The 20,785-nt window shown below is 59.1% G+C and carries 19 protein-coding genes and 1 tRNA gene; 3 read left to right on the top strand and 17 right to left on the bottom strand.

Translation table 11 applies throughout. The annotated features are described in order from the left end of the window. Window positions 1–3: 3 nt before the first annotated feature. The 6 genes from ACZ1HN_RS05185 to ACZ1HN_RS05160 all read right to left on the bottom strand — a co-directional run bounded on the left by ACZ1HN_RS05185 (window position 4) and on the right by ACZ1HN_RS05160 (window position 4,889). The gene (locus tag ACZ1HN_RS05185) at window positions 4–603 is read right to left on the bottom strand and encodes a short chain dehydrogenase (protein WP_299211586.1); all 600 of its coding nucleotides are present in this window, start codon (window positions 601–603) and stop codon (window positions 4–6) included. Continuing rightward, window positions 600–1,556 carry a fumarate hydratase gene (locus tag ACZ1HN_RS05180; protein WP_472726724.1) on the bottom strand — a complete coding sequence of 319 codons (957 nt, stop codon included), beginning with the start codon at window positions 1,554–1,556 and terminating at the stop codon, window positions 600–602. The genes ACZ1HN_RS05185 and ACZ1HN_RS05180 overlap by 4 nt, the downstream gene beginning before the upstream one ends. A gap of 181 nt (window positions 1,557–1,737) precedes the next feature. After that, entirely contained in the window at window positions 1,738–3,495 is a 1,758-nt protein-coding gene (locus tag ACZ1HN_RS05175; protein ID WP_472726723.1) for an L-aspartate oxidase, read from the bottom strand. Window position 3,496: 1 nt separating this feature from the next. Next, on the bottom strand, window positions 3,497–3,847 hold the full coding sequence (locus ACZ1HN_RS05170) for a succinate dehydrogenase/fumarate reductase transmembrane subunit (protein WP_299211595.1): 351 nt from the start codon (window positions 3,845–3,847) through the stop codon (window positions 3,497–3,499). Further along, window positions 3,844–4,176 (bottom strand): succinate dehydrogenase/fumarate reductase transmembrane subunit, encoded by a 333-nt coding sequence (locus ACZ1HN_RS05165; RefSeq protein WP_299770835.1) that lies wholly within the window; start codon window positions 4,174–4,176, stop codon window positions 3,844–3,846. The genes ACZ1HN_RS05170 and ACZ1HN_RS05165 overlap by 4 nt, the downstream gene beginning before the upstream one ends. Beyond that, entirely contained in the window at window positions 4,176–4,889 is a 714-nt protein-coding gene (locus tag ACZ1HN_RS05160) for a succinate dehydrogenase/fumarate reductase iron-sulfur subunit (RefSeq protein WP_472726722.1), read from the bottom strand. Before ACZ1HN_RS05160 ends, ACZ1HN_RS05165 begins: the two co-directional genes overlap by 1 nt. Window positions 4,890–5,018: 129 nt before the next feature. Here ACZ1HN_RS05160 and ACZ1HN_RS05155 point away from each other — a divergent pair, with 129 nt between their 5' ends. Further along, window positions 5,019–5,855 (top strand): nitroreductase family protein, encoded by an 837-nt coding sequence (locus ACZ1HN_RS05155; RefSeq protein WP_472726721.1) that lies wholly within the window; start codon window positions 5,019–5,021, stop codon window positions 5,853–5,855. A gap of 21 nt (window positions 5,856–5,876) precedes the next feature. Here the strand turns inward: ACZ1HN_RS05155 and ACZ1HN_RS05150 are convergent, their stop codons facing one another. The 9 genes from ACZ1HN_RS05150 to ACZ1HN_RS05110 all read right to left on the bottom strand — a co-directional run bounded on the left by ACZ1HN_RS05150 (window position 5,877) and on the right by ACZ1HN_RS05110 (window position 17,541). Next, the gene (locus ACZ1HN_RS05150; protein WP_472726720.1) at window positions 5,877–6,893 is read right to left on the bottom strand and encodes a zinc-binding dehydrogenase; all 1,017 of its coding nucleotides are present in this window, start codon (window positions 6,891–6,893) and stop codon (window positions 5,877–5,879) included. Window positions 6,894–6,968: 75 nt separating this feature from the next. Beyond that, complete coding sequence (gene goxB / locus ACZ1HN_RS05145; protein WP_472726719.1) at window positions 6,969–8,063, bottom strand: glycine oxidase maturase GoxB; 1,095 nt, start codon at window positions 8,061–8,063, stop codon at window positions 6,969–6,971. After that, a complete protein-coding gene (gene goxA, locus ACZ1HN_RS05140) occupies window positions 8,060–10,087 on the bottom strand; it encodes a CTQ-dependent glycine oxidase GoxA (RefSeq protein ID WP_472726718.1) in 2,028 nt (675 codons plus the stop codon). Before goxA ends, goxB begins: the two co-directional genes overlap by 4 nt. 146 nt (window positions 10,088–10,233) lie before the next feature. Further along, window positions 10,234–13,233 carry a hypothetical protein gene (locus ACZ1HN_RS05135; RefSeq protein ID WP_472726717.1) on the bottom strand — a complete coding sequence of 1,000 codons (3,000 nt, stop codon included), beginning with the start codon at window positions 13,231–13,233 and terminating at the stop codon, window positions 10,234–10,236. A 308-nt stretch (window positions 13,234–13,541) separates the two neighbouring features. After that, window positions 13,542–13,862 carry a cupin domain-containing protein gene (locus tag ACZ1HN_RS05130; RefSeq protein WP_472726716.1) on the bottom strand — a complete coding sequence of 107 codons (321 nt, stop codon included), beginning with the start codon at window positions 13,860–13,862 and terminating at the stop codon, window positions 13,542–13,544. Next, on the bottom strand, window positions 13,859–14,602 hold the full coding sequence (locus ACZ1HN_RS05125) for an SDR family NAD(P)-dependent oxidoreductase (protein ID WP_472726715.1): 744 nt from the start codon (window positions 14,600–14,602) through the stop codon (window positions 13,859–13,861). Before ACZ1HN_RS05125 ends, ACZ1HN_RS05130 begins: the two co-directional genes overlap by 4 nt. A gap of 67 nt (window positions 14,603–14,669) precedes the next feature. Continuing rightward, on the bottom strand, window positions 14,670–15,980 hold the full coding sequence (locus ACZ1HN_RS05120; RefSeq protein ID WP_299600226.1) for a TRAP transporter large permease: 1,311 nt from the start codon (window positions 15,978–15,980) through the stop codon (window positions 14,670–14,672). Next, window positions 15,977–16,471: a TRAP transporter small permease gene (locus ACZ1HN_RS05115; RefSeq protein ID WP_472726714.1), complete on the bottom strand. Its 495-nt coding sequence runs from the start codon at window positions 16,469–16,471 to the stop codon at window positions 15,977–15,979. The genes ACZ1HN_RS05120 and ACZ1HN_RS05115 overlap by 4 nt, the downstream gene beginning before the upstream one ends. Before the next feature lie 86 nt (window positions 16,472–16,557). After that, window positions 16,558–17,541 carry a TRAP transporter substrate-binding protein gene (locus tag ACZ1HN_RS05110; protein WP_299211631.1) on the bottom strand — a complete coding sequence of 328 codons (984 nt, stop codon included), beginning with the start codon at window positions 17,539–17,541 and terminating at the stop codon, window positions 16,558–16,560. Between the two features lie 378 nt (window positions 17,542–17,919). Between ACZ1HN_RS05110 and ACZ1HN_RS05105 the strand changes: the two genes are divergently transcribed. Beyond that, on the top strand, window positions 17,920–18,600 hold the full coding sequence (locus ACZ1HN_RS05105; protein WP_299211633.1) for a GntR family transcriptional regulator: 681 nt from the start codon (window positions 17,920–17,922) through the stop codon (window positions 18,598–18,600). Between the two features lie 33 nt (window positions 18,601–18,633). Here the strand turns inward: ACZ1HN_RS05105 and ACZ1HN_RS05100 are convergent. After that, window positions 18,634–18,720: transfer RNA gene (locus ACZ1HN_RS05100), tRNA-Leu, on the bottom strand. Between the two features lie 201 nt (window positions 18,721–18,921). Here ACZ1HN_RS05100 and ACZ1HN_RS05095 point away from each other — a divergent pair. Then, on the top strand, window positions 18,922–19,902 hold the full coding sequence (locus ACZ1HN_RS05095; RefSeq protein WP_472726713.1) for a complex I NDUFA9 subunit family protein: 981 nt from the start codon (window positions 18,922–18,924) through the stop codon (window positions 19,900–19,902). Here ACZ1HN_RS05095 and ACZ1HN_RS05090 read toward each other — a convergent pair. Beyond that, the gene (locus tag ACZ1HN_RS05090) at window positions 19,899–20,702 is read right to left on the bottom strand and encodes an undecaprenyl-diphosphate phosphatase (protein WP_472726712.1); all 804 of its coding nucleotides are present in this window, start codon (window positions 20,700–20,702) and stop codon (window positions 19,899–19,901) included. The genes ACZ1HN_RS05095 and ACZ1HN_RS05090 overlap by 4 nt on opposite strands. Window positions 20,703–20,785: the final 83 nt, after the last annotated feature.

Genomic DNA, 20,785 nt, shown 5'->3' with positions numbered 1-20,785 from the left:
GTTTCACTCCACGATCAGAACTTGGCCCGTCACGGCACCTTCGACGGATTTCACATATGCCGCTCCGACCTTTTGCGACGACACCGGGATATGCCCTCTGAACCAGTTGCCATAGCGGGGCATGGAGGCTTCGAGCACTTCAGGGCTGACCACATTGATGCGCAAACCGCGTGGCATCTCAAGCGCGGCGGCCTTCACAAAGCCACCCAAGGCCCCATTGGCAGCGGCGGCGTTTGTGGCCATCGGGATCGGATCTCGATCCAATACACCGCTTGTTAAAGTGAATGAACCGCCGTCGTTCAGATGATCCAAGCCTTGCAGAACCAGATTGACCTGACCCATCACTTTTTGGGTGAGACCGATCATGAAGGTTTCTTTGGTCTGATCCACAAGTGCCGCAAAATGCGCATCGCCAGCTGTAGAAACAAGCGCATCCAATGGGCCGACCTTTTTGTACATCTCGGCTACGGAAGCTGGATCGGCGATATCGACTTGAATATCGCCCGAAGACCGCCCTGCCCGGATGATCTCGTTGCGTTCAGACAAGGCGTCGCAGGCAGCTTGACCGATGTCCCCATTTGCACCAACTACGAGGACCTTCATTCCGCGGCCTCTCGCTGTGGTTCCCATTCTACTGTTTCGCGGCGCTGGTAGTCGGTGAACCAGTCGGGATCCGTGCGATGTTCCACCCGGCCATCAGCATGGATGCGCGCGACGGCGCGGCGCGAGGACAGGCAGAAGGCGTGGACCGACATGGGCATGCCACCGGTATGGCAATAGCCCACCTCGATATTGCAATCGATCACCATGTTCTTGCCCACAAACCCCATGGCGCCCATGCCGATGGAGTTGCCGAGGTCCTTGAACTCATCCTCCATTTCGGCAATCCGCGGATCGGAATTGCGGCTGCCCACGATGCGTAGGGTCGAAGCGCGTTTGCCCAGCGTCATGCAGATGTCCTTGGACCCGCCCAGACCAATGCCGATAATGGCGGGCTGACACGCAAGACCGCGTTTGCCAAAAGCCATCAGGCTGTCGAGGTAGAACCGCTTGATCCCCTGAATGCCGTCGCTCGGGAACAGCATCCGGTAGTCGGTGCCGAACAGCCCGCCCTTGTGCACGGTGATCAGGTCGATCCATTCGCCTTCCGGCTCGAACCCGTATTCGATTTCGGGTGCACCGATGCCGACGTTGTTGTCGTGATCCGTGCGCCACAGCGGGTGCACGCGGTTGGGGCGCAGGGGCACGCCGTTGGTGGCGTTGGCCGTGGCGCGGCGCAGGGCCGCTTCGAGGGCGACCATGCCGCCCTCCACCTGCGCCTCGTTCCCCATCTTCACGAACCAGCGGGGCACGCCGGTGTCGCCGCACATGGCGCGGCGGTCTTCCTTGGCCGCTTCGTAGTTGTCGAGCATGGCCTTGAGGACGAAGGAGGACAGGTCGCCGTCTTCGGTCTTGGCCGCGTGTTGCAAGCCGTCGAGGTAGTCCTGCGGGATTTCGATGGCCGCCTTGTCCATGAGGATTTCTGCGGTGGATTGGATGAGGGAGATGGGGATCATGTCACGTCTCCTGACTGTACAAGCGTATGCGCCATGCCCGACCTCGGGAGGCGCTTCAACAAGGGCAAACCAACTTTCAGTCTAGCTGCGGTACCGGGATGACGGCGGATGGTTCTGTATGCCCTCCCCGGGGGGAGGTCGGGCATGGCGCATACGCGCCGGTTCTTCGACTTGATGATGGTCATTGCGCCGCCACCAATGTTTCTGGCTCGCCGTCCGGTAGGATCGTTTCGCCGGGACGTACGATGGTAAATTTCACCGGTTCACGGGTGACCTTGACGCCTTCGCCGTCTTGCGTCGCGACTGTGAAATCGCTGTTCTCCAACCCGCCATCTTCGGGGAAGTCCTCACGATAATGCGCCCCACGGGAGTTTTCACGGGCGATCCCAGCCTTGGTGATGACCTCGGAGACGTCGCAGAGCGAGCGGAGGTTCAGCCAATCGTGCCACGTCAGGTTGAAGGCGAGGTTGCTGGCGTCCACGCCAACATTCATCAGCGCGTCGGATACCTGCGCGATGCTCTCTAGCCCGCGTTTCATCCCTGCCTCGGTCCGCATCACGCCGACCTCTTCCCACATGAGGTCCTGTAGCTGCTTGCGCATGGGCAGGATCAGGTCGGGTTTCCGGGTCAGGGGATACGTGGCGCGTTCGAACTCGGCGGCCAGCACGCCTTCGTCCGGGTCGCGCAGCGTCATCGCACCCACGTCATGGCCCATCGTGTCACCCGCGATGCCGCCGTAGACGGTGGAGTTGGCGACCCCGTTGCCACCCAGCCGGTTCGAGCCGTGCGCGCCGCCTGCGTCCTCGCCTGCGACGTATAGCCCCTCCATCGCGGTGCGCGTGTCGACATCGACCACGACGCCGCCCATGAAATAGTGGGCTGTCGGCACCACCTCAACCTTGCCCGCGGCGAGATCAAAGCCGCTGTCGGCGCAGCGTTTCACCATGCCTTTGAATTTCTGAGCCACCCACTCCGGGCCAAGGTGGGACATGGAGATGAACACGCCTTCCTGATCCGGATTGTTGTTCTTGCGCATCTCGGCATAGATGCCGCGGCTGACGACGTCGCGGGTGGCGCGTTCGCCCTTGCCGTCATAGTCGAACATGAAGCGCTGGCCGGCGTGGTTGATCAACTGCCCGCCTGCCCCGCGCAACCCTTCCTCAAGCACCGTTCCAGTCATGCGCGTATGGTCACCAGCGAGGAGGCCCGTGGGATGAAACTGCACCATCTCCATATCACGCAGCGGCAAGCCTGCGCGCAGGGCCATGGCGAGGCCGTCCATCGTCTTGTCCCCCGAGGGGGTGTGGTATTTGTACATGGTTGGGCCACCGCCCGTGGCCATCAGCACCGTTTTGGCTCGGACCAGACGAAAGCGTCCGGTGCGCATGTCGATCATCAGGACGCCCGCCAGCGCGGAGCGATCTTTCGTTGGAATGAGGCCCACCGCCCGGTGTTCTTGCATCTTCTCGACGCCACTCGCCAGCACCTTTTCCATCAGGCGGTTGATGATCTCGATTCCCGTCAGGTCGCCCTTGTGCACGGTCCGGTCAGCGGTCTGGCCCGCGAATGCCTTTTGGTGAAGCGACCCGTCGGGATTGCGATCAAAGAAGCATCCGACCTCGTTCTCCAGCTCGCGGATGCGCACCACGGCCTGTTCGCATAGTCGCCACGCCATGTCCTGATTGGGCAGCCATTTGCCACCCTGGATCGTGTCCATGAAGTGCCGCTCGACCGTGTCGCCGCCGCCCAGCGCTACGTTGTAACCGCCCTGCACCATGCGGGTGCAGCCGCACTTGCCGATCAAACCTTTGACCGCGATGGTGATCTTGGTGCCTTCGGGGGCGGTCTGTTGTGCGTGCAGCGCCGCGAAGAGGCCCGCGCCCCCGGTGCCGAGGATCAGGATGTCTGTGTCGTGGCGTTCGATATCGCTTAGTTTCATGTCACACCGCCTGCATCAGAAAGAGCGTGGCGATCAGGAATGACAGGGCAGTCGCGCCTGCCGCGAGCGTCTTTTGCGGTGGTGTCCAGGGCAGCCATTCCATCGCCATGAGGCGCAGGCCACCGAACATGTGGACGGCCAGCAGAAAGACCAGGCCGACCTCTGCCAGTTTGACCGCGCCGATGTCCGTCAGCGCCAGAAAACCATCCAGCCGCGCGGGGTTCGTCAGGGCCAGCGACAGGATCCAGAAGTGGAACGGCAGGAACAGGGCGAGGCCGAGCCCCGACAGCCGGTGCAGGATGTAAGCGAGCCACAGGGGATGCGCCCGTGATGTGATGCCTGCGGCCCTCATGCGAATGTCACGGCCCAGACGGCCCGTGCCCCCAGTGCGAAGAGGCCAAAGCCCACCACCCACATGAATGCCTCGAGCGCTGCGCCTTTCAAACCACCCCACTCATGCACAACCGTGCGCAGGCCGATGGCGCCGTGGATCGACACGGCGGCGACGAACAGGCCGTAGAACAGGAACCAAGCGATGGATCCTTGGGTTCGACCCAGGATTTCGGCGGCGCTGAGCCCCCCTTGGATTGCATAGATCATCACGGCGAGGTGGCCGAGCACCAGCGGTGCCATCAGGAGGGCCGTGATCCGTTGCAGCATGTAGAGGCGCAAGCTCAGCATCAGCGGCGCCTCCGGAAAAAAGACTTGGCCGTTTCGCGTTTCAGACCGGCGATGGCGGACATCGGGTCGAGGTCGTTCGGACAGTAGGTGGTGCAGGAGCCCATCGAGTGGCAGTTATGACAACCGCCACTGCCCGAAACAGCGTCGAGGATGGCGACGCGCCCTTCGTCCTTTGCGTCATTGAGCAGGGTCCATGCGCGTTGCAGCGCAGCCGGGCCAAGGTAGTCGGGGTTGCCCGCAACGGTGTCACAGGCCGCATAGCAAACCGAACAATTGATGCATTCGATCCCGGCATTTGCCTCGACCCGTGCTTCGCTGGTTTCGTCCACCGGGGCGATTGGGTCGTCGCGGGTCAGGGTGCCATGATGCACGCCCTCGGCCCCGACCCACTTGTCAAAGAACGGGTCCATATCGACGACCAAGTCCTTGACCACCGGCAGATTGCGCAGGGGGCCAATAGTCACCGCGTTGTCCTTGAGGACCTTGGACATGTGCGTGCGACAGGTCCACCGGGGCACGCCATTCACCATCATCGCGCAACTGCCGCACATCCCCACACGGCAGGCGAACCTGTAGCTGAGCGTTGGGTCGGCATTCTGCTGCACCCAAGAAACAACGTCGAGCACGGTTTGGCTTTCGTATGCGGGCACGTCGAACACATCCCACGTGTCCGGGCCACGTTCGATGGTTACCTTGAGCGAATGTGCTGTCATGGTTGGCTGGGACTTTCCCGGGCTGCATGTTTCGTGTCAGAGTATAGCTTACAGAAATGCTTAATGAGTGCGATAATTTCTGAAGCTTCTTGTTAGAAAAGCTTACAATTATTCAATCCGGATGGCTGGATGACACAAAGTTCCGAACCAGACCTGAACACTGCGTTGGCCGCACGCTATTCCGACGCGCCCGATACTGGGATGTCAGAGGAGCCGCTGCTGCAATCGATGGCGGCCCGCGGGTCGTGCCGCGCCTTTGAAGCGACGCCGGTTCCGGACGATCTGTTGCAAACGCTCTGCGCCATTGCGCTGGCGTCGCCCACCAAAAGTGATTTGCAGCAGCGCGACATCGTTGTGTTGAAATCACCCGAAGCGCGCGCACAGCTTGCAAAGCTTGTGTCTGGCCAAGCGTGGGTCGCGCAGGCGCCTGTGCTGTTGGTGTTTTGCGGGAACAACCGGCGTCAGCGGTTGTTGCACACCTGGCATGACGTGCCGTTTGCCAACGATCATATGGATGCGGTCATCAATGCGACGGCAGATGCGGCCATCGCCCTTGGTGCATTCGTTACAGCGGCTGAAGCGGTGGGCTTGGGATGCTGCCCAATCAGCGCCGTGCGGAACGACGCGCAAGCCGTATCTGAGTTGCTCAGGCTGCCGGATCACGTGTTTCCCTTCGCCGGTCTGGCGCTGGGGTATCCGAGCGATGCGCCCGAGATCGCAAAGCGACTGCCGTTGAGCGTCACGTGCCATGCGGATCGATATCAGGAGGATGGTCTGCGCGACGCTGTTCACGCCTATGACGCAGATCGTGCCGAAGCGCAGCCATATGCAAAGCAGCGTTTTGTCGAAGCGTTCGGAGAAGCGGAGCACTACACTTGGTCAGACGACAAGGTGCGCCAATACAGCCAGCCGGAACGTGCAGGTTTTGGCGCGTATCTGCGCAAGCGGGGCTTCTGCGTCGACTAGGACGCTAGGCTTGGAAATTGGTTATGACAGCGGTGCCCGGCGGGGTGGGGCCATGCATGGCCCGCAATTCGGCGCTGGCACCGGACAAGGGACCTCGCGCGCAACCATGGGGCTCAGGTCAACATCGCCCCGCTCGATCATCGACAGGAGCGACGGGTACTTCCACGCGGGCATGCCGCGTGTGCCGAAGAAGGACAGTTGCTTGGTATAGATCGCCCGCATGTTCACCTGCATCATGCCGGAACCCGCTGGCATACCCACATGCACGTGGCGGCCCAAGGTGCGCAAGCAGTCCACCGACGCGTTGGTGGTCGTTTCGATCCCAAGGGCTTCGACAGATACATGGGCGCCGCCGCCGGTGATGTCGCGGATCGCAGCGGCCGCGTCGGTATCGGCTGCGTTTACTGCTGCATCCGCGCCGAGGGACTTGGCATGGGTCAGCTTTTCCTCGACCACGTCCACAACAACCACCTGTGCCCCAAGCATCTTGGCCAAGAGCAGCGTGGCAAGGCCAATGCCCCCGGTGCCATGTACGGCCACCCATTCACCTGCCCGCGCATTGGCCCGATCGGTCAGCGCATGCCACGCGGTGGTCACCCGGCATCCCAGCCCGGCGGCCAGCGCGGGTGTCATCGTATCGGGCAGGTGCACCAGATTGTGGTCAAATGGCGCGGCCACGTATTCCGCATAGGCGCCCGGCACCCCGAAACCCGGCACCACCTGGTTTTCGCAGGTATTGGACACACCGGTGTGGCACGCTGAGCAGTCGCCGCAAGACAGGATGAAAGGTGCGATCAACCGGTCGCCCAGCGCGTGTTTCGCATGTGGTCCCGCATCGACCACCGTGCCGCAGTATTCGTGGCCGAGGATCGATCCGTCTTGGACGCGAGGATGTTCACCCGTCCATCCGTGATAGTCGGATCGGCAAACGCCGCAGGCCGTGACCTCAAGAACGACGCCGTTGTCGGGGCAAACCGGGTCGGCCACCGTTTCGATCGACAAGTCTTGGCTAAATGTGCGGACGACGGCTGCGCGCATGGAGACACCCGGAAGCTGTTTCGAATGTGGCAGATGATCTGCCCTTGGACCCGTTTACCCGCCAAGCAAAAGAAATCAAAAAGTATTCTCAGCCTTCGGCACCTTGTCTGTTTTGGCATATGTGCCGGCCCTGCGTGCCCAGAATGGGCGATCCACCCATCGTTGTTCGGAGCTGTAAACCTGATGCAATGCCGTCAGATACTGTTCGACCCCGTTGGCAACATTTTCGGCGTAGGCGTGCATCTTGCCCCGATCCTGCGCGACAAACGCATCCGCAGCTTGTATGGCGGACCAAAGTGCAGTTGTCATGCCGTGCGACGAAAGAGGGTCAAACGCTGCGGACGCATCTCCGATGGCAACCCACCCAGCGCCGATGGCGGGGGCGATCCAGCTGCTGTTTGTCGTGATCCGCTTGGCATCGCCGCTTATCCGATAACCGTAGTCCGAGAGGTAGGCTGATATGGCCTTGGTTCGATGCGCATTTTCCTCGAGCTGCGCGTTTTCAAACCCGGGCAAGTCCGCGTCTGAATAGAAGTTCACGATGACGCGTTGGTCAGCCAAGACGGACATGTACCACCATCCGCGCGCTTCGGCCTCGATCAGTGTAACGGGCCTTGGGTCTTCCAGCGCCGAGCTGGTGAACAAAGCGTATTGGCAGCTCAGTTTGTCGGCTTGAAACCGGGTTGCAAACTTTGATGCGACAATTGCTTTCCGTCCGGTGGCATCGAACACGAAACCTGCCTTGATCTGATTGTCGCCGGTATCAAGGTGCCAAAGCCCGTCGGCAACGCGCAGGTTGCCAACGTCCTGTTCAATCCGTTGGGCACCCGCAGCGACCGCCTGTGCCGTCAGGGCATCCTCGAACGCGCCGCGATCGAGGACGAAAGGTGGGCCTTCGAGATGAACGATTGCATTGCGTTCGACCAGCATGTCGCTGCCCCAGGCCGAATAGGTGCTGTGGGCATGCCGGTGGACTTCGGACCGCAGCATCGCGTCTGATCCGAGTGTTTTCAGCAGCGGAATGGCGGCGGCGCTGAGGTGTTCGCCCGGTTTGAAGGTATCCTGCCGGTTCTGCGCGATCCAAACGGGGTGTAGGCCGCCCTGCGCCAAACGCAACGCAGCCGCGGCCCCCGCGATCCCGCCCCCGAGGACGGCAACCTGATGGATCAATTGGGCAACATCCCCTGACCGGGGTTCCAATCGAACCGGGTTTCCATGTTGTCGGCGTGCTGCATCTCGACAAAGACGTCGCCCTGCGGGGACGGCATTCTGACAACAAAGCCCATCCGTTCCCACACAGTGATCATGTTGGTGATCCCATCCCAGTAGCTGGAATTGGCGTGGTACCCGATGCCTGCGACACCACGCGACCAGTTGACCCGGCTTGCAAGGAACTTGTCCCGCTCGGCTTCGGTCAGGGTCTCATCAAGGCTGGCGGCGTAGTAGGGTTCGGGCAACACATCGATGGGCAGCAAGGCTGGCCACCACACGGCGGTGGGATAGTTCTGCTGCAAAAGCACCTGCTGGCAGCTGAATGCATCGCATTGCCATGGCAGGCCCATCCACCGGGTCAGGTCGCCTGCCATCTGTGGTCCGATTGCGGGCGGCGTATCTTCAAATCCTCCAAACGCAATCTCGGGCGTCAACAAACGGCCAAGGTTCTGGTTCAGGCTTGGTCGATCCCCATGCGCGATGCGGAAAGGCTCGGCCGTATCATCGTAGTTGCGCGCATACATCTCTTTGAGCCGCAGGTAGTAGGTCAGTTCCACCCCGGGATGGAACGCCCCTCCGGAACAGGGTTCGAGCGCGGCTTGGGTCAGCGCCCCCGGTTGCAGTTCGAGCGGGATGTCATCAAAGGTTTGGTAGTCTGCTGTCGTATCCTCGGGGGATTGTCCGTCATAATCGTCGACAAAGTCACCCGCCGCCCAAGCAACTAGATAGTCATATTGCAATTTGGGGAACTGGAACCACTGCAGGGGGCTGCCGTCATAATTCACGCCATCGCCCAGCATATAAGGGATCTTCAGTCGCTCTTCGATGTAGGACGTGTCAGTCAGGTTGTAAGGGTTGCGGAACAGATCGAAGATGGACTGCCGGAACGCCGCATTCTCTGGCGACGGGTCAGCAAGTTGCGCCACATATGCAGGGTCGCTCAGGTCTCCAATCGCCATCCAGCCCTGACGCAAGTTAGCGGCTTGCGTCACCCACTCCATCAACGCAACCCGCCTGAAGGTTGGGTAGATGTATGTCATGAATGAGATCGGAAGCGCTGGCGCGTCTGACCAGCCTTCCTGCACGTTCAGGTCGGCGACCAAGTCATAGAGCGTTGTGATGGGGGGAATTTCCGGCGCGAAGTTTGGACCGACACAGGCCACCCATGACGGTTCAGCCTCAAGCACTTGATCGCCGATTTGTACCAGCGCGGTGACCGGACCATCGCACCAATCGTCATGCCAAGCGTTGTTGTCTGCAAAGCTTGTGATTGCGGCATTGCTGGGTGAATTGGACACGCCATCCGGTGGGACCACCAGCAAGCGCCCGGCATCATCGGTGCGAAGTTGACCCAAACCGACCGAGATTGCGTCAGCCTGCCCACCCCAGAACGTCCCTTCGAATTGGTAGGTGGGATCGTTGCCAGCCTGATTGGTGCCAAGTCCCGAGATTTCGCGCGCACCGCCGTCGATGATCAGGTTTTCTTCGCGGTCCGCATTCGTGACAAAGTATTGATTGCGCTTTTGCGAAGGCAGGCCGGGGGCCAGATCACCATTATCGAGAGGATTGTTGAACCCGTACCAATTGGCCTTTGTGTTGGCCAAATGGACACCCCATGTGATGTCCTCGCCCGTAACTTCGCCAATGATCCTGTCCTCTGCGTCAAAGGCATAGACGCGAAAGCGCTGAACTTGCTTTTTGACCTTCTCAAGCCCGTCCTTGAAATTGCCGTCCTCGGGCTGCGGTGGCAGACCCGGCACTTCGGGCGCATAAAACCATTTTGGTGATCCCCCCACGCGGCAAATGCCCAGCGCGGGGTAAATCCGCACTTTGGCAACAGCAGCGTCGGATGCTGCCAGTTCGTAGACATTTTGCGTATTTATGTTCGCCCGCGCGGGCCAAGGGGCACCTGCGATCAATGCTGCGCTTGACGCCATGCCAAGAAACTGGCGACGGGATTTGAAATCTGAACGATCTGACACAATACACCTCTTTAAAAAATTCCTTCGAGACGAGCGTCTACGCAAAGGCTCAAAAAATCAACCATAAGGTGTGTGGGTCAGCTGGATAAAATGCAATTGTGGGTTTGACCAAGCAAAGCGTTTACAAACGCAAGCGCATGGGAATTTTAGCGCAGTTGAGCACTGTCCCCTTGTATCTTCAGCTTCCAATCTTCGATCAATGTACCTTTGGTTTTCAGGCGGCTGGCCAGATAGTACAGGCGCTGTGTTGCCGGACCATTTGGTGCCGTTTCAAAGCGCTGTTTGAGGTAGTAGGGCGGAATGGCCTGAGAATAGAGTGTGGCCGCGACGGTCACATCCTTGGCGTCGACACCGGATGGCAGCGCGATCTTGTAGGTCAGTTCATCCTTTCCCGCTTTCACGCCCTCATCATGCTCTGCCCGGCCTTCTGGCATTGTTGCTTTCATAAAGGCGGCTGTGACCTCTGACGTGCCAAACCGTTTCACGAACGCCTCGGTGCCGGGTTCGGCTGCACCCCATGGCAGCAACCGGTTGTCCTTGGGGTGATAAACCCGATGTACGAAGCTGGTCGTGAATTCCTTTTTGGCGTTCTGCGTCAGCTCTTCGTAGATTTGGACCTGTGTCTCATCATCAATCAGATTGTAATGTGGCTGATACAGTGCCTCGGTCGCGCCTTCGGGCACAAAGTCCAGGAACTCGGTTTTCAAGGGCTGTTTGTCTGGTCCGATGATGACCCCGGCGCCGTTTGTGCAACCGGAACACCAAAGCTGCGTGCCACTGCCATCGGTCACTCGAACTTCGAGAAATGCGCGGCGGAAGCCGACGCCGGATGGCAGACGGTGACCGGTCTTGTTATCGACGCTGACCACGGCTTCGAGCGTGCCATTGCTTTCCGTCAGGCTTTCGATTGCAACATCTGCCGTTTCATCCCGCGCCTGCAGCGCCATCGTGTCGAGTGACAGCTGCGCGCCGTTTGTCGCGTAAGTCATTGGATCCTTGGGACCCAATCCCATCTCTTCGTCGAACTGCGACAACATTTTCACCATAAAGGCGTTGAGGCCGACAAAGTTGTGACGTTTGTATGTGTCGCGGAACGGCACATCGATCTCTTCATGCGGTAGCGCGTTGGGCACTTCGGGCAGGTTGGTGTCCTGGATTGATGCGATTTGCGTGGTCAGGCTTTCGATATTCACCGTCCCATCCAGCGTTTCGAAGTTGCTTTTCATGTGGCAGTCCTGACAGGACTGCGCCGTGCCCGCGTCGGCGAATTCACTGTTCTGCCACTCAATGAATGTTGCCTGTTCAACCGAGTGCTGAAACTGCACCAGCGGCTCGCGATAGGTGACGCCAAACTCATCCTTCAGGAACGCAACCGCGTTCTTTGCGGAGTCGTTGAGGATGGCCTGTTCGGCAGGCGTGAACCCGGGCAATGGCTGATCAGTTGCAGCATCCACATTGGGCAGGTTGATCGTATGGCAGGCGCCACACATCTCGCTGTCTTTGATGTAATCATTGTGCAGCGGCGTGATGCCCATCGCATTCTGCATCGGCTTTTGTCGGACGTCAGAATAGGGGCCGATCAATTCATCCGCAGCGTTCATGCGGAACACCCCGGTTGTGCCGTTCATCAGATAGGTATCGAGTTTGTTGTAATCCGGTTGCCCATCTGCCCGCTCTGGTGGCGCGATGTGGTGGCACACGGCGCACGAGATGCCCTCGCGCGCGAGGTTTCCATATTCGTGATAGGGGTAGGTGCCGTCCGCGATTTGCTGGTCTTTTTCTTCCAGTGTCAGCGGGTCATGCAACAGGACGTATTCAGGTTTGAAGTTATTGCCGTCCAGCCCGAGATCGGGATTGGCATGTGCGTCAATCTCAAGCTGGCGCTGTCCCATGGCACCGTGACAGGACAGGCATGTCGTGCCCAGATTACCGGACAAGTCGCCGACACCGGCCTGTTCCAGCAGTGCAAACTCTGATTCCAGTTGCGCATAGAAAATCGGATCACGCCCGGCCAGACCCATGGGGGACCAGCGCCATTCGCCGTATTCCGAGATGTTGTAGCCATCGCCATAGTCCGGGCCGTTCTTGATGAACATGGTCACGCCTGATGGCGCGCCGCCCAGGCCGCCATGGCATCCAAGACAGTTGTCGGAGGTCAGGAAATGCTGGGTGTCATTGGGGCGGGCGGGCACATGGTCCAGCCATTCGCTTGGCAGGGTCTGCAAGTTGGCTCGCGTAATATCGACCCCGCCCGTGCCGGGGAACATGGCGGTGAACTCAGGGTTCTGATCGACGGGAGACGCGGTTGCGGCCGCCACATGTGCGGCGCGCATGGCGGCCGGATCGTGGGGATCGTTCAAATAGGCTTCGATCAACGTCGTCAGGTCCACACCGAATGCAGGTTTTTGCTGTTTTGGCAGGTCCCGCCAGCTTTCATCGACGCGGAAGATCAACGGTTCGCCCGGATATCCTTCGATGTTCTCAAGTGCGGAAAAGATCAGCTCTTCGGCCGCAGACGCATGGCAGCGCATGCACATCCCGTCGCCGCCCGCTCCGAGCGGTGGGCTGTAGGGCGGCTGGAAATTGTCGATGACCGGCTTGCGCGCCTTCATGTCGTCCTTGTCGGCGAAATAGACCGAGGCAAAGAACCACCCGCCATGCGACAACTGGCTGTCCTTGACCATGACCGTCCAATTCAGCCCGCCGGTGTCATAGGCATAATCGGCCATTTCCTTGGCGACTTTTTCGGGGTCATCCTTGTACTTTTCGACAAGCGCTGCGCGATGTTCATTGTATTTGGCAGACGGTGGATTCACCATTTCCTTGATGACGATTGCGCCATCTGCAATCACGCCCTCGCGGCCGTTTTCCAGCCAGGACATGATTTCGGGTGAATAGTACATGCGCACTGCGGGATGAATCCCAAAGCTCATGTTGAATACGAACGGGCCGGTATCTCGCCAGCTTTTGTCACGGTTCCAACCGAGGCCGACATATTCGCGTTTGGCGATCCAGGGGAACAACGCCCTCTCGTAATCGATGAGTGGCAGGCTGGAAGGCAGAGGAAGATCGGCGGGCCGGGATTGGGTCGGTTCACCCGCTGCAAATGTTGCGGTCGCGCCGACCATCGGCAGCAGTAAAAGCAATGCAAAAACGAAAATACATGCCCGGAACATCAGCAATCCCCCAGATTGTCTATACGCGACAGTATTCCCGCAAAACGTGTTCTGACAAACCGTTTTGGAGTCAAGAATTGTTACAGTTGGGTTTTCTGACGGGCCTGATGGCATTGAGCGACGCCGTCTGCAGCTGTTTTACGGGGCATATCAGCGCCCAACGATTTCATCGTCGGTTATGTGATGGGTCGGATGCTTTTTGCCCAAACGGCGCAGGTTTGATGTGATGCCACCGCACCGTTTGAGCCAAAGAACGGCGCGTTGTGCGGGAAGGAACCCTACAGGAAGTCGTCGCGTCGGGGCGTGAAGCTGTCGATCAGCGTCCCGGGCGCGAGGCAGACGCATCCATGTGTCTGCCCCGATGGAATGACAAAACTGTCGCCCGGGCCAACGACGCGTGTGGTGTCGCCAAGCGTGAATTCGAAGCGCCCGCTCTCCACGTAGGTGGATTGAACGTGGGGATGATCATGCAACGCGCCGATGGCGCCTTCCGCTGAGAAACGGAAGGCCACCACCATCATCTCGGGGTGGTCAGCCAGCACTTGCCGTGTGACGCCCTCGCCCGTCTGAACGACAGGGTGGTTCGGAGTGCCGGTCATGAAAACAGCATGCCGCCGTTGATGTCGATGTTTGTTCCGGTGACGAAGGCGCTGTCATCACAGGCGAGGAACAGCACCAGGTTCGCAGCATCTTCGACATAGCCCTGCCGCTTGAGCGGGGCGTTCGCTTCGAACCCGCGGCGGCCTGCGTCGGGTGTGTGGATGTTGTGGAAATCGGTGTCGATCATACCGGGGCAAAGCGCGTTGACGCGGATATCCGGGCCCAGTTCCTTGGCCAGACCACGTGTCATGGTCATGACGGCCCCCTTGGATGTGGCATAGGCCACCGCACCTGGCCCGCCCCCGTCACGTCCAGCCTGGCTGGCAAGATTGACAATGGCCCCTTGCGACATGTGAGCAAGGCAGGCCTTTGTCATCAGGAAAGTGCTTGTCAGGTTCAGGGACATGACAGCATTCCAATGATCCACGTCCATCTCGGCGATGGTCTTGCGCGCGATCAGGCCCCCGGCATTGTTCACGAGGATGTCTATGCCCCCGAAGGCCTCGACCGTTTTGGTCACCAGTGCATCAACATCCGCTGTTTTGTTCAGATCACCTTGGACTGCGATGGCCTTGCCGCCGACCGCCTCGACCTGCGCCACCGTCTCCTCTGCGCCCTGTGAGCTGGCGAAGTAGTTGATGGCGACATTGGCCCCTTCGGAGGCCAGTTTCACGGCAACGGCACGTCCAATGTCGCGGCCACCTCCGGTCACGATCGCGGTTTTGCCTGCAAGTTTCATAAAGCTCTCTCCTGTCAGGGCGGGCGCTATGCGGCCCGGGGGTTCGGGATGATTTAGGTTCTCGGGATCAGGGGAATGCCCCGGGCATGAGGGTTCTGGGAAGCCACAATATGATGTCGGGAACCGCCGCGAGGAGGATCAGGATCGCCAGCATTGGGGCCAGTATGATTGCCACTTCGCGCAGCACCTGCACCACGTTGAGGCCGCCGATAGCTGATGAGATCAGCAAGCATAACCCGTAGGGCGGTGTCACCAATCCGAACGCCAGCGACACGATCCCGATGATCGCGAACGCGATGGGGTCGACCCCGCCGGCCTGCGCCACCGGCATCAGAACTGTGCCAAGGATAATGATTGTCGGGATTGCATCGATGAACAGCCCGAAGATCAGGAACAGTGCAGCGATGACCAACGCGGTGCCGAACGGGCCGAAGTCCCACGCGGTCAGGATACCGACGATCAGGCGCGGCGCGTTGTAAAACGACAAGAGCCAGCCAAAGGCCGTTGCAGTGCCGATGGCGAACAGGGAAATCGCAGCGAACCGCGCGGTGTCGTACAGGATGAAGCCAAGATCGCGTGGCTTGACGGTTCGGTAGACGAACATGCCCAGGATCAGGGCATAGCCTGCTGCGATAATGGCGCTTTCAGTTGGCGTAACGATGCCCCCCACGATGCCACCAATCACGAAGATCGGCGTCAGCAGCGCAAGAGCGGCCCCTTTCCAGGCTGCGAGGAATTCACGCCAGTCCGGTCGCGCCGTCACGGGATAACCGCGTACCTTTGCAAAGCCATAGACCGTCGCCATCAGCGCCAGTCCGATCATCACCCCAGGTATGGCGCCCCCCAGAAACAGCGCCCCGACCGAGACTTGCATCACACCGCCCCAGACGATCATCAGGATGGACGGCGGAATGATCACCCCCATCACGGACGAACAGGCGGTGATCGCGACGGCAAAGCGGGTGTCATACCCTTCCCTCTGCATGGCGGGGATCAGGATCTTGCCAATCCCGGCAGCATCCGCAGTGGATGAACCGGAGATACCTGCAAACAACATGGAAACGGCCACATTCACATGCCCAAGCCCGCCGGGCAGCCAGCCCGTGAGCACGCGGGCCAGTTCGATCAACCGATCCGTGACCTTGCCGCTGTTCATCAAATTTGCCGCAAGCAGAAAAAACGGCACGGCCAGAAGGATGAACGAGTTGTAGGACTGGAACATCCGGTCCAGCACGATGAACGGCGTCAGGCGCAATTCGATCAGGACAACCGGCACCGTGGACAGGCCAAGCGCAAAGGCCACAGGAATCCGGATCAGGATGAGGATGAGGAAGCCCGCAATGAGCATGAGGCTCGCCGTGGCAGTGTCGAGGATCATTGGGTCGCTCCGGCGGGTTGGCGGAATGCCAGGAATTCCTGCACAAGTCGGTAGCTGGCAAAAATGGACCAGATCACGCCGGCAACTGGCAGGGAAATGTGGGTGATCAGAAGGTTGGCACGCATCATCACCGACCGCTGGTTGCTGCCAAACTCGGCATATTCGATCCCGTAGATTGCAAACATCAGCCCGAATATGAGGATCGCCAGATGGACAATGCCGTTCTGGATCAGACGCAGCACGGGGCGCTGTGCATCCGGGATCACACGCACATCGAAATGTGTGCCATCCCAGACAGCCACCATTGATCCGATCATGACGATCCATATGAAGATGAATGTCGCCAGTTCCTCGGTCCACAGATACGTAGGGATCAGGCCGGTGTACCGAGAGATCACCTGCATCGCGACCGGGATGGCCAGAACGCCCATCAGCACGCCGAGCAAGATACGAAGACCGATGCAAAATCGGTCTAGAAGTCGTCCAACCATGTTCTGTCCTATGCGGGAGTGTCCCGAAACCGGGTCAAAGAGCCGACGGACGGCACCCCCGAAAGGTGCCGTCCGTCATCATGAAATTACATCCCGCGGATGCGCTCAAGCAGTTCGGTTGCACCCAGCTCTGCAGCATAAGCGTCCTGGACCGGTTGCACGAGTTCGAGCATCTCTTCACGTCCGGCGAAGTCGTGAACCTTGATCTGGCCGGCGTCCGCCATCGCCTGTAGCTTTTCACCGTCCTGCCCGCTTTCAAGGGCACGACCAAATGAACCGGCCTCGGCCCCTGCATCCATGATGGCAGCCTGCAGATCGGCGGGCAAACCGTCAAAGATCTTTGCCGACATCACGATGGGACGCACTGTGATGGTGTGCTGTGTCAACGAGATATGTGGAGCAACCTCGTAGAACTTCAGGTTCTGGATTGACGCCGCTTCGTTTTCGAAGCCTGCGATCACACCGGTCTGGATGGCGTTGTAGACCTCGTTATACGCGATGGCCGACGGCGCGGCACCCACGGCCGAGAATGTCTGTGCCTGGATTGGAGCACCCATCACCCGCATCCGGTGACCGGCGAGTTCTTCCATATTGGTGATTGGTTCGGCCGAGGCGAGGTTGCGCACACCGCCGCCGTGATAGCCAACAATGACAATTCCAGCAGCTTCGCGCAGATCAGCCTCAAGCGGTTGCAGCGCGTCCGATGACAGAACCGCGTTCCAATGGTCGAGATCCCGGAACAGGAAAGGCATGTCCATCAATGGAATCGATTCCGAAAAGACGGCCATGTTGGACGGTGCAAGGATCGTATAGTCGACCGCCACGCCCTGATTGAGATACGTCACATAGTCGGATTCAACGCCCAGTTCCCCGTTCAGACGCAGATCGAATGCGACCTCACCGTCATATTTATCGGCAACCAGCCGTTCGAATTCGCGCAGGGTCTGAGTGAACGCATGTTCTTCGTCGAACATGCTTGCGCCCCGCAAGGTTACGTCGGCTTGTGCGATGGAAACGCCGCCGATCAGGACAGCAGCAGCGGTCGCTGCCTTCAGTGAAAAGTTAAACATGTGAGCCTCCCATTCATGTTCTGGTCTTCCTGTGCGGTTGCCGTCCTCCTCAGACGGAAACCATAGTGGAAGGCGTAGGCTTGCGGGTCTTAAGCTGAATCATGTGGAGCCGAATGAGCCGTTGATTGCTGGCCACTGCAAATCCCACGAGACTTCACTCCTATCGACCCGGTTGTCCCGTCCCTTCCTGAAGTGAAGATAGGCAACACGAAAACTTGCATACTAGTCAACAAGAAAGTTTACATTTTACGGTATCTGTTTATTTTCAACGTTGCGGAGCGCTGTTTCAGATGTTGTCTGGTATACAGAAATGGGGGCTTCCCAAGCCTTGTATCTTTGGCAAAATGCGCCAATCGAATATCGGAAAGACGAACACCAATGGCATCCACAGAGACCGTCGATCGCATCACCAGCACGGACCGCATCTTCGACGAATTGTTTGCTCGAATCGTCGGGCTTGATCTGCTTCCCGGTACAAAGATTTCTGAGACGGATGTTGCGAAGTCTTTCGGATATTCACGCCAGCCGGTGCGCGAGGCGTTTACGCGGCTTGCCAATCTCAACCTACTGCTGATCAGGCCCCAACGGGCCACGATTGTTCGCCCATTCTCGCGCGATTTGATTGCAAATGCACGGTTCGTGCGCGCCGCCATTGAACTTGAGGTGGTACGCACTGCCGCCCAGTCACGGAACGTGGCATTCGATGCCGATCTCAAGGCGAGTCTGCGCGGTCAGCGGGATGCAATTGCGGCGGAGGACACGAAGGCGTTTCATGATCTGGATTACGACTTTCACCGCTTGCTTTGTCTGTCGGCCGGCCGCCCCTTTGCATTCGAGATGATCGCTGCAAATAAGGCACAGGTCGACCGGTTGTGCATGTTGTCACTCACCAGCACTGAGGCCATGCAAACGCTGTACGAAGATCACGATGGGCTGGTGCAGGCGCTGTTTGGACAGGATGCGGAGGCCGCTGATCGCATTCTGCGCCAACACCTTAACCGTCTCGACCCGATCATCGACGCGATCTATACGACGCATAAGGGCTATTTCGAAGAATAGGCACACAATGCGGATCAAGGATAAGGGGATTTTTGGTGCCCAGAAGAGGACTCGAACCTCCACGTCCATACGGACACTAGCACCTGAAGCTAGCGCGTCTACCAATTCCGCCATCTGGGCACGGGTTGGTGGAGCGTCGTTTAAGCGTGGTGCTTGGGGGTGTCAATCCGATTCTGCATGATCATCAGGCCATGGCGCGGGTCTTCCGAGCGACGGCTTTGAAAAACTTCAAATCCGGCCTTTGCCGTGCCAATTTGGCGTCTTGTCTGCGCGCCAAGCGGCAGATAGACCCGTTTCGAACCTGTGCGCGAGGAGCAAGACATGTCCCAGCTGGTCACGATCTATGGCGGATCCGGTTTTGTAGGGCGGTACGTCGCAAGACGGATGGCCAAGGCAGGTTGGCGTGTGCGTGTCGCCGTGCGCCGTCCGAATGAGGCGATCTTTGTCAAACCCTATGGTGTCGTGGGACAGGTTGAGCCTGTCCTGTGCAACATCCGCGACGATGCGTCTGTTGCGCAGGTGATGATGGGCGCCGATGCCGTTGTGAATTGCGTCGGCATTCTCGCCAAACAGGGCAAGAACACTTTTGAGGCCGTGCAGGCGGAAGGGGCGGAGCGGATTGCGCGCATCGCAGCTGAGCAAGGTGTCGAAAAGATGATCCACATCTCTGCGATCGGTGCGGATGCAGAAAGCGCCAGCGATTATGCCCGGACCAAAGCAGAAGGTGAAGCGGCTGTTCTACAGCACATGCCGGAGGCGGTGATTTTGCGCCCTTCCATCATCTTCGGGCCAGAGGACCAGTTCTTTAACCGGTTTGCATCCATGTCCCGTTTGGGCCCAATCCTGCCTGTCGTCGGTGCAGATACCCGGTTCCAGCCTGTCTATGTTGATGATGTTGCCAAAGCTGCCGAACGTGCGCTGACAACCGATGTCCCTGCCGGTGTGTATGAGCTTGGCGGCCCGGACGTGCGCACATTCCGGGCACTGATGACTTTGATGCTCGAGGTGATCCGTCGCCGCCGGGCCGTTGTGAACATTCCGTTTTGGGCTGCATCCATCATGGGGTTCGGCTTTGACACGCTGAGTGCGCTGACACTCGGGCTGGTCCCGGCGCAGATCACGCGCGATCAGGTGCGCAACCTGCGCAATGACAACGTGGTGTCCGATGCCGCCAAAGGTTTCGAGGATCTCGGGATTGATCCGATTGCGATGAGCTCGGTGCTGCCAGACTATCTCTGGCGCTTCCGCCCCTCGGGCCAATACGATGCGATCAAGGAAAGCGCGCGGAACCTGCGCGTCTAACTGTAGGCCCAGATCAACAACCCAATTCCCAGGATGACGCGGTAGATCACATACGGTGTGAAGCTGACACTGCGCAGCAACCGCATCATCAGAACGAGGGCTGCGAGGGCTGCAACAAAGGCAAACGCGGCTGCGATGACTGCGTCGCGCATCACGGCCCAATTTGCATCGCTGACGACATCAACGCTCAACACCGCACCTGACGCGATGATAACGGGGATCGACATGAGCATGGACAGTTTGGCGGCCCCTTCGCGCTCATATCCAAGGGCGCGTGCGGCGGTGATGGTGATCCCCGACCGGGACGTGCCGGGGATCAGCGCCAGGCATTGTGCAAGGCCCATCAAGCCCGCGTGCTTGATGGTCCATCGTTCTGCTGTGCGATCGGTCGGGCCGCGTTTGTCGGCCCAGTAAAGGACAAGACCAAAGATCAGCATGGTCCATCCGATCACCGCTGCGCTGCGCATGGCTTCGTCCAACCCGGTCACTTTGATGGCAAGGCCAACTACCAGTGCTGGAATCGTTGCCGTGATCAGGCACAGGGCCAGGAATGCGCCCTGGGTGTCGACCTTGCGCTGTGCGAGCCGTGTCAAACCATGTGCAGCGGTTCGTACATCGGACCAGAAGTACAGGATAACCGCGAGCAACGTGCCGACATGCACTGCAACATCGATGGCGAGTCCCTGATCTGGTGTTCCGGTCAGCGTTGGCAACAAGATCAGGTGCCCAGACGATGACACCGGCAAGAATTCGGTGATGCCTTGAATGATGGCCACCATCAGAAGTTGAAAAAGAGTCATCTTGCGCCTGATCCTATGATATAGTGACGTTACAAGCCTTTGATTCTGAACGTAAAGCAGTAATATAGGTCCGACTCGGATGT

The organism is Tateyamaria sp. GN1-10 (assembly GCF_055693845.1).
The sequence above is the reverse complement of the archived record's forward strand: the minus strand, read 5'-3'. Positions and strand labels throughout refer to the sequence as shown.

Excerpts from the sequence above, each read along its gene's own strand:
- ACZ1HN_RS05185 (WP_299211586.1), bottom strand. The coding sequence starts at position 603 with ATGAAGGTCCTCGTAGTTGGTGCAAATGGGGACATCGGTCAAGCTGCC.
- ACZ1HN_RS05180 (WP_472726724.1), bottom strand. The coding sequence starts at position 1,556 with ATGATCCCCATCTCCCTCATCCAATCCACCGCAGAAATCCTCATGGAC.
- ACZ1HN_RS05175 (WP_472726723.1), bottom strand. The coding sequence starts at position 3,495 with ATGAAACTAAGCGATATCGAACGCCACGACACAGACATCCTGATCCTC.
- ACZ1HN_RS05170 (WP_299211595.1), bottom strand. The coding sequence starts at position 3,847 with ATGAGGGCCGCAGGCATCACATCACGGGCGCATCCCCTGTGGCTCGCT.
- ACZ1HN_RS05165 (WP_299770835.1), bottom strand. The coding sequence starts at position 4,176 with ATGCTGAGCTTGCGCCTCTACATGCTGCAACGGATCACGGCCCTCCTG.
- ACZ1HN_RS05160 (WP_472726722.1), bottom strand. The coding sequence starts at position 4,889 with ATGACAGCACATTCGCTCAAGGTAACCATCGAACGTGGCCCGGACACG.
- ACZ1HN_RS05155 (WP_472726721.1), top strand. The coding sequence starts at position 5,019 with ATGACACAAAGTTCCGAACCAGACCTGAACACTGCGTTGGCCGCACGC.
- ACZ1HN_RS05150 (WP_472726720.1), bottom strand. The coding sequence starts at position 6,893 with ATGCGCGCAGCCGTCGTCCGCACATTTAGCCAAGACTTGTCGATCGAA.
- ACZ1HN_RS05130 (WP_472726716.1), bottom strand. The coding sequence starts at position 13,862 with ATGACCGGCACTCCGAACCACCCTGTCGTTCAGACGGGCGAGGGCGTC.
- ACZ1HN_RS05125 (WP_472726715.1), bottom strand. The coding sequence starts at position 14,602 with ATGAAACTTGCAGGCAAAACCGCGATCGTGACCGGAGGTGGCCGCGAC.
- ACZ1HN_RS05120 (WP_299600226.1), bottom strand. The coding sequence starts at position 15,980 with ATGATCCTCGACACTGCCACGGCGAGCCTCATGCTCATTGCGGGCTTC.
- ACZ1HN_RS05115 (WP_472726714.1), bottom strand. The coding sequence starts at position 16,471 with ATGGTTGGACGACTTCTAGACCGATTTTGCATCGGTCTTCGTATCTTG.
- ACZ1HN_RS05110 (WP_299211631.1), bottom strand. The coding sequence starts at position 17,541 with ATGTTTAACTTTTCACTGAAGGCAGCGACCGCTGCTGCTGTCCTGATC.
- ACZ1HN_RS05105 (WP_299211633.1), top strand. The coding sequence starts at position 17,920 with ATGGCATCCACAGAGACCGTCGATCGCATCACCAGCACGGACCGCATC.
- ACZ1HN_RS05095 (WP_472726713.1), top strand. The coding sequence starts at position 18,922 with ATGTCCCAGCTGGTCACGATCTATGGCGGATCCGGTTTTGTAGGGCGG.
- ACZ1HN_RS05090 (WP_472726712.1), bottom strand. The coding sequence starts at position 20,702 with ATGACTCTTTTTCAACTTCTGATGGTGGCCATCATTCAAGGCATCACC.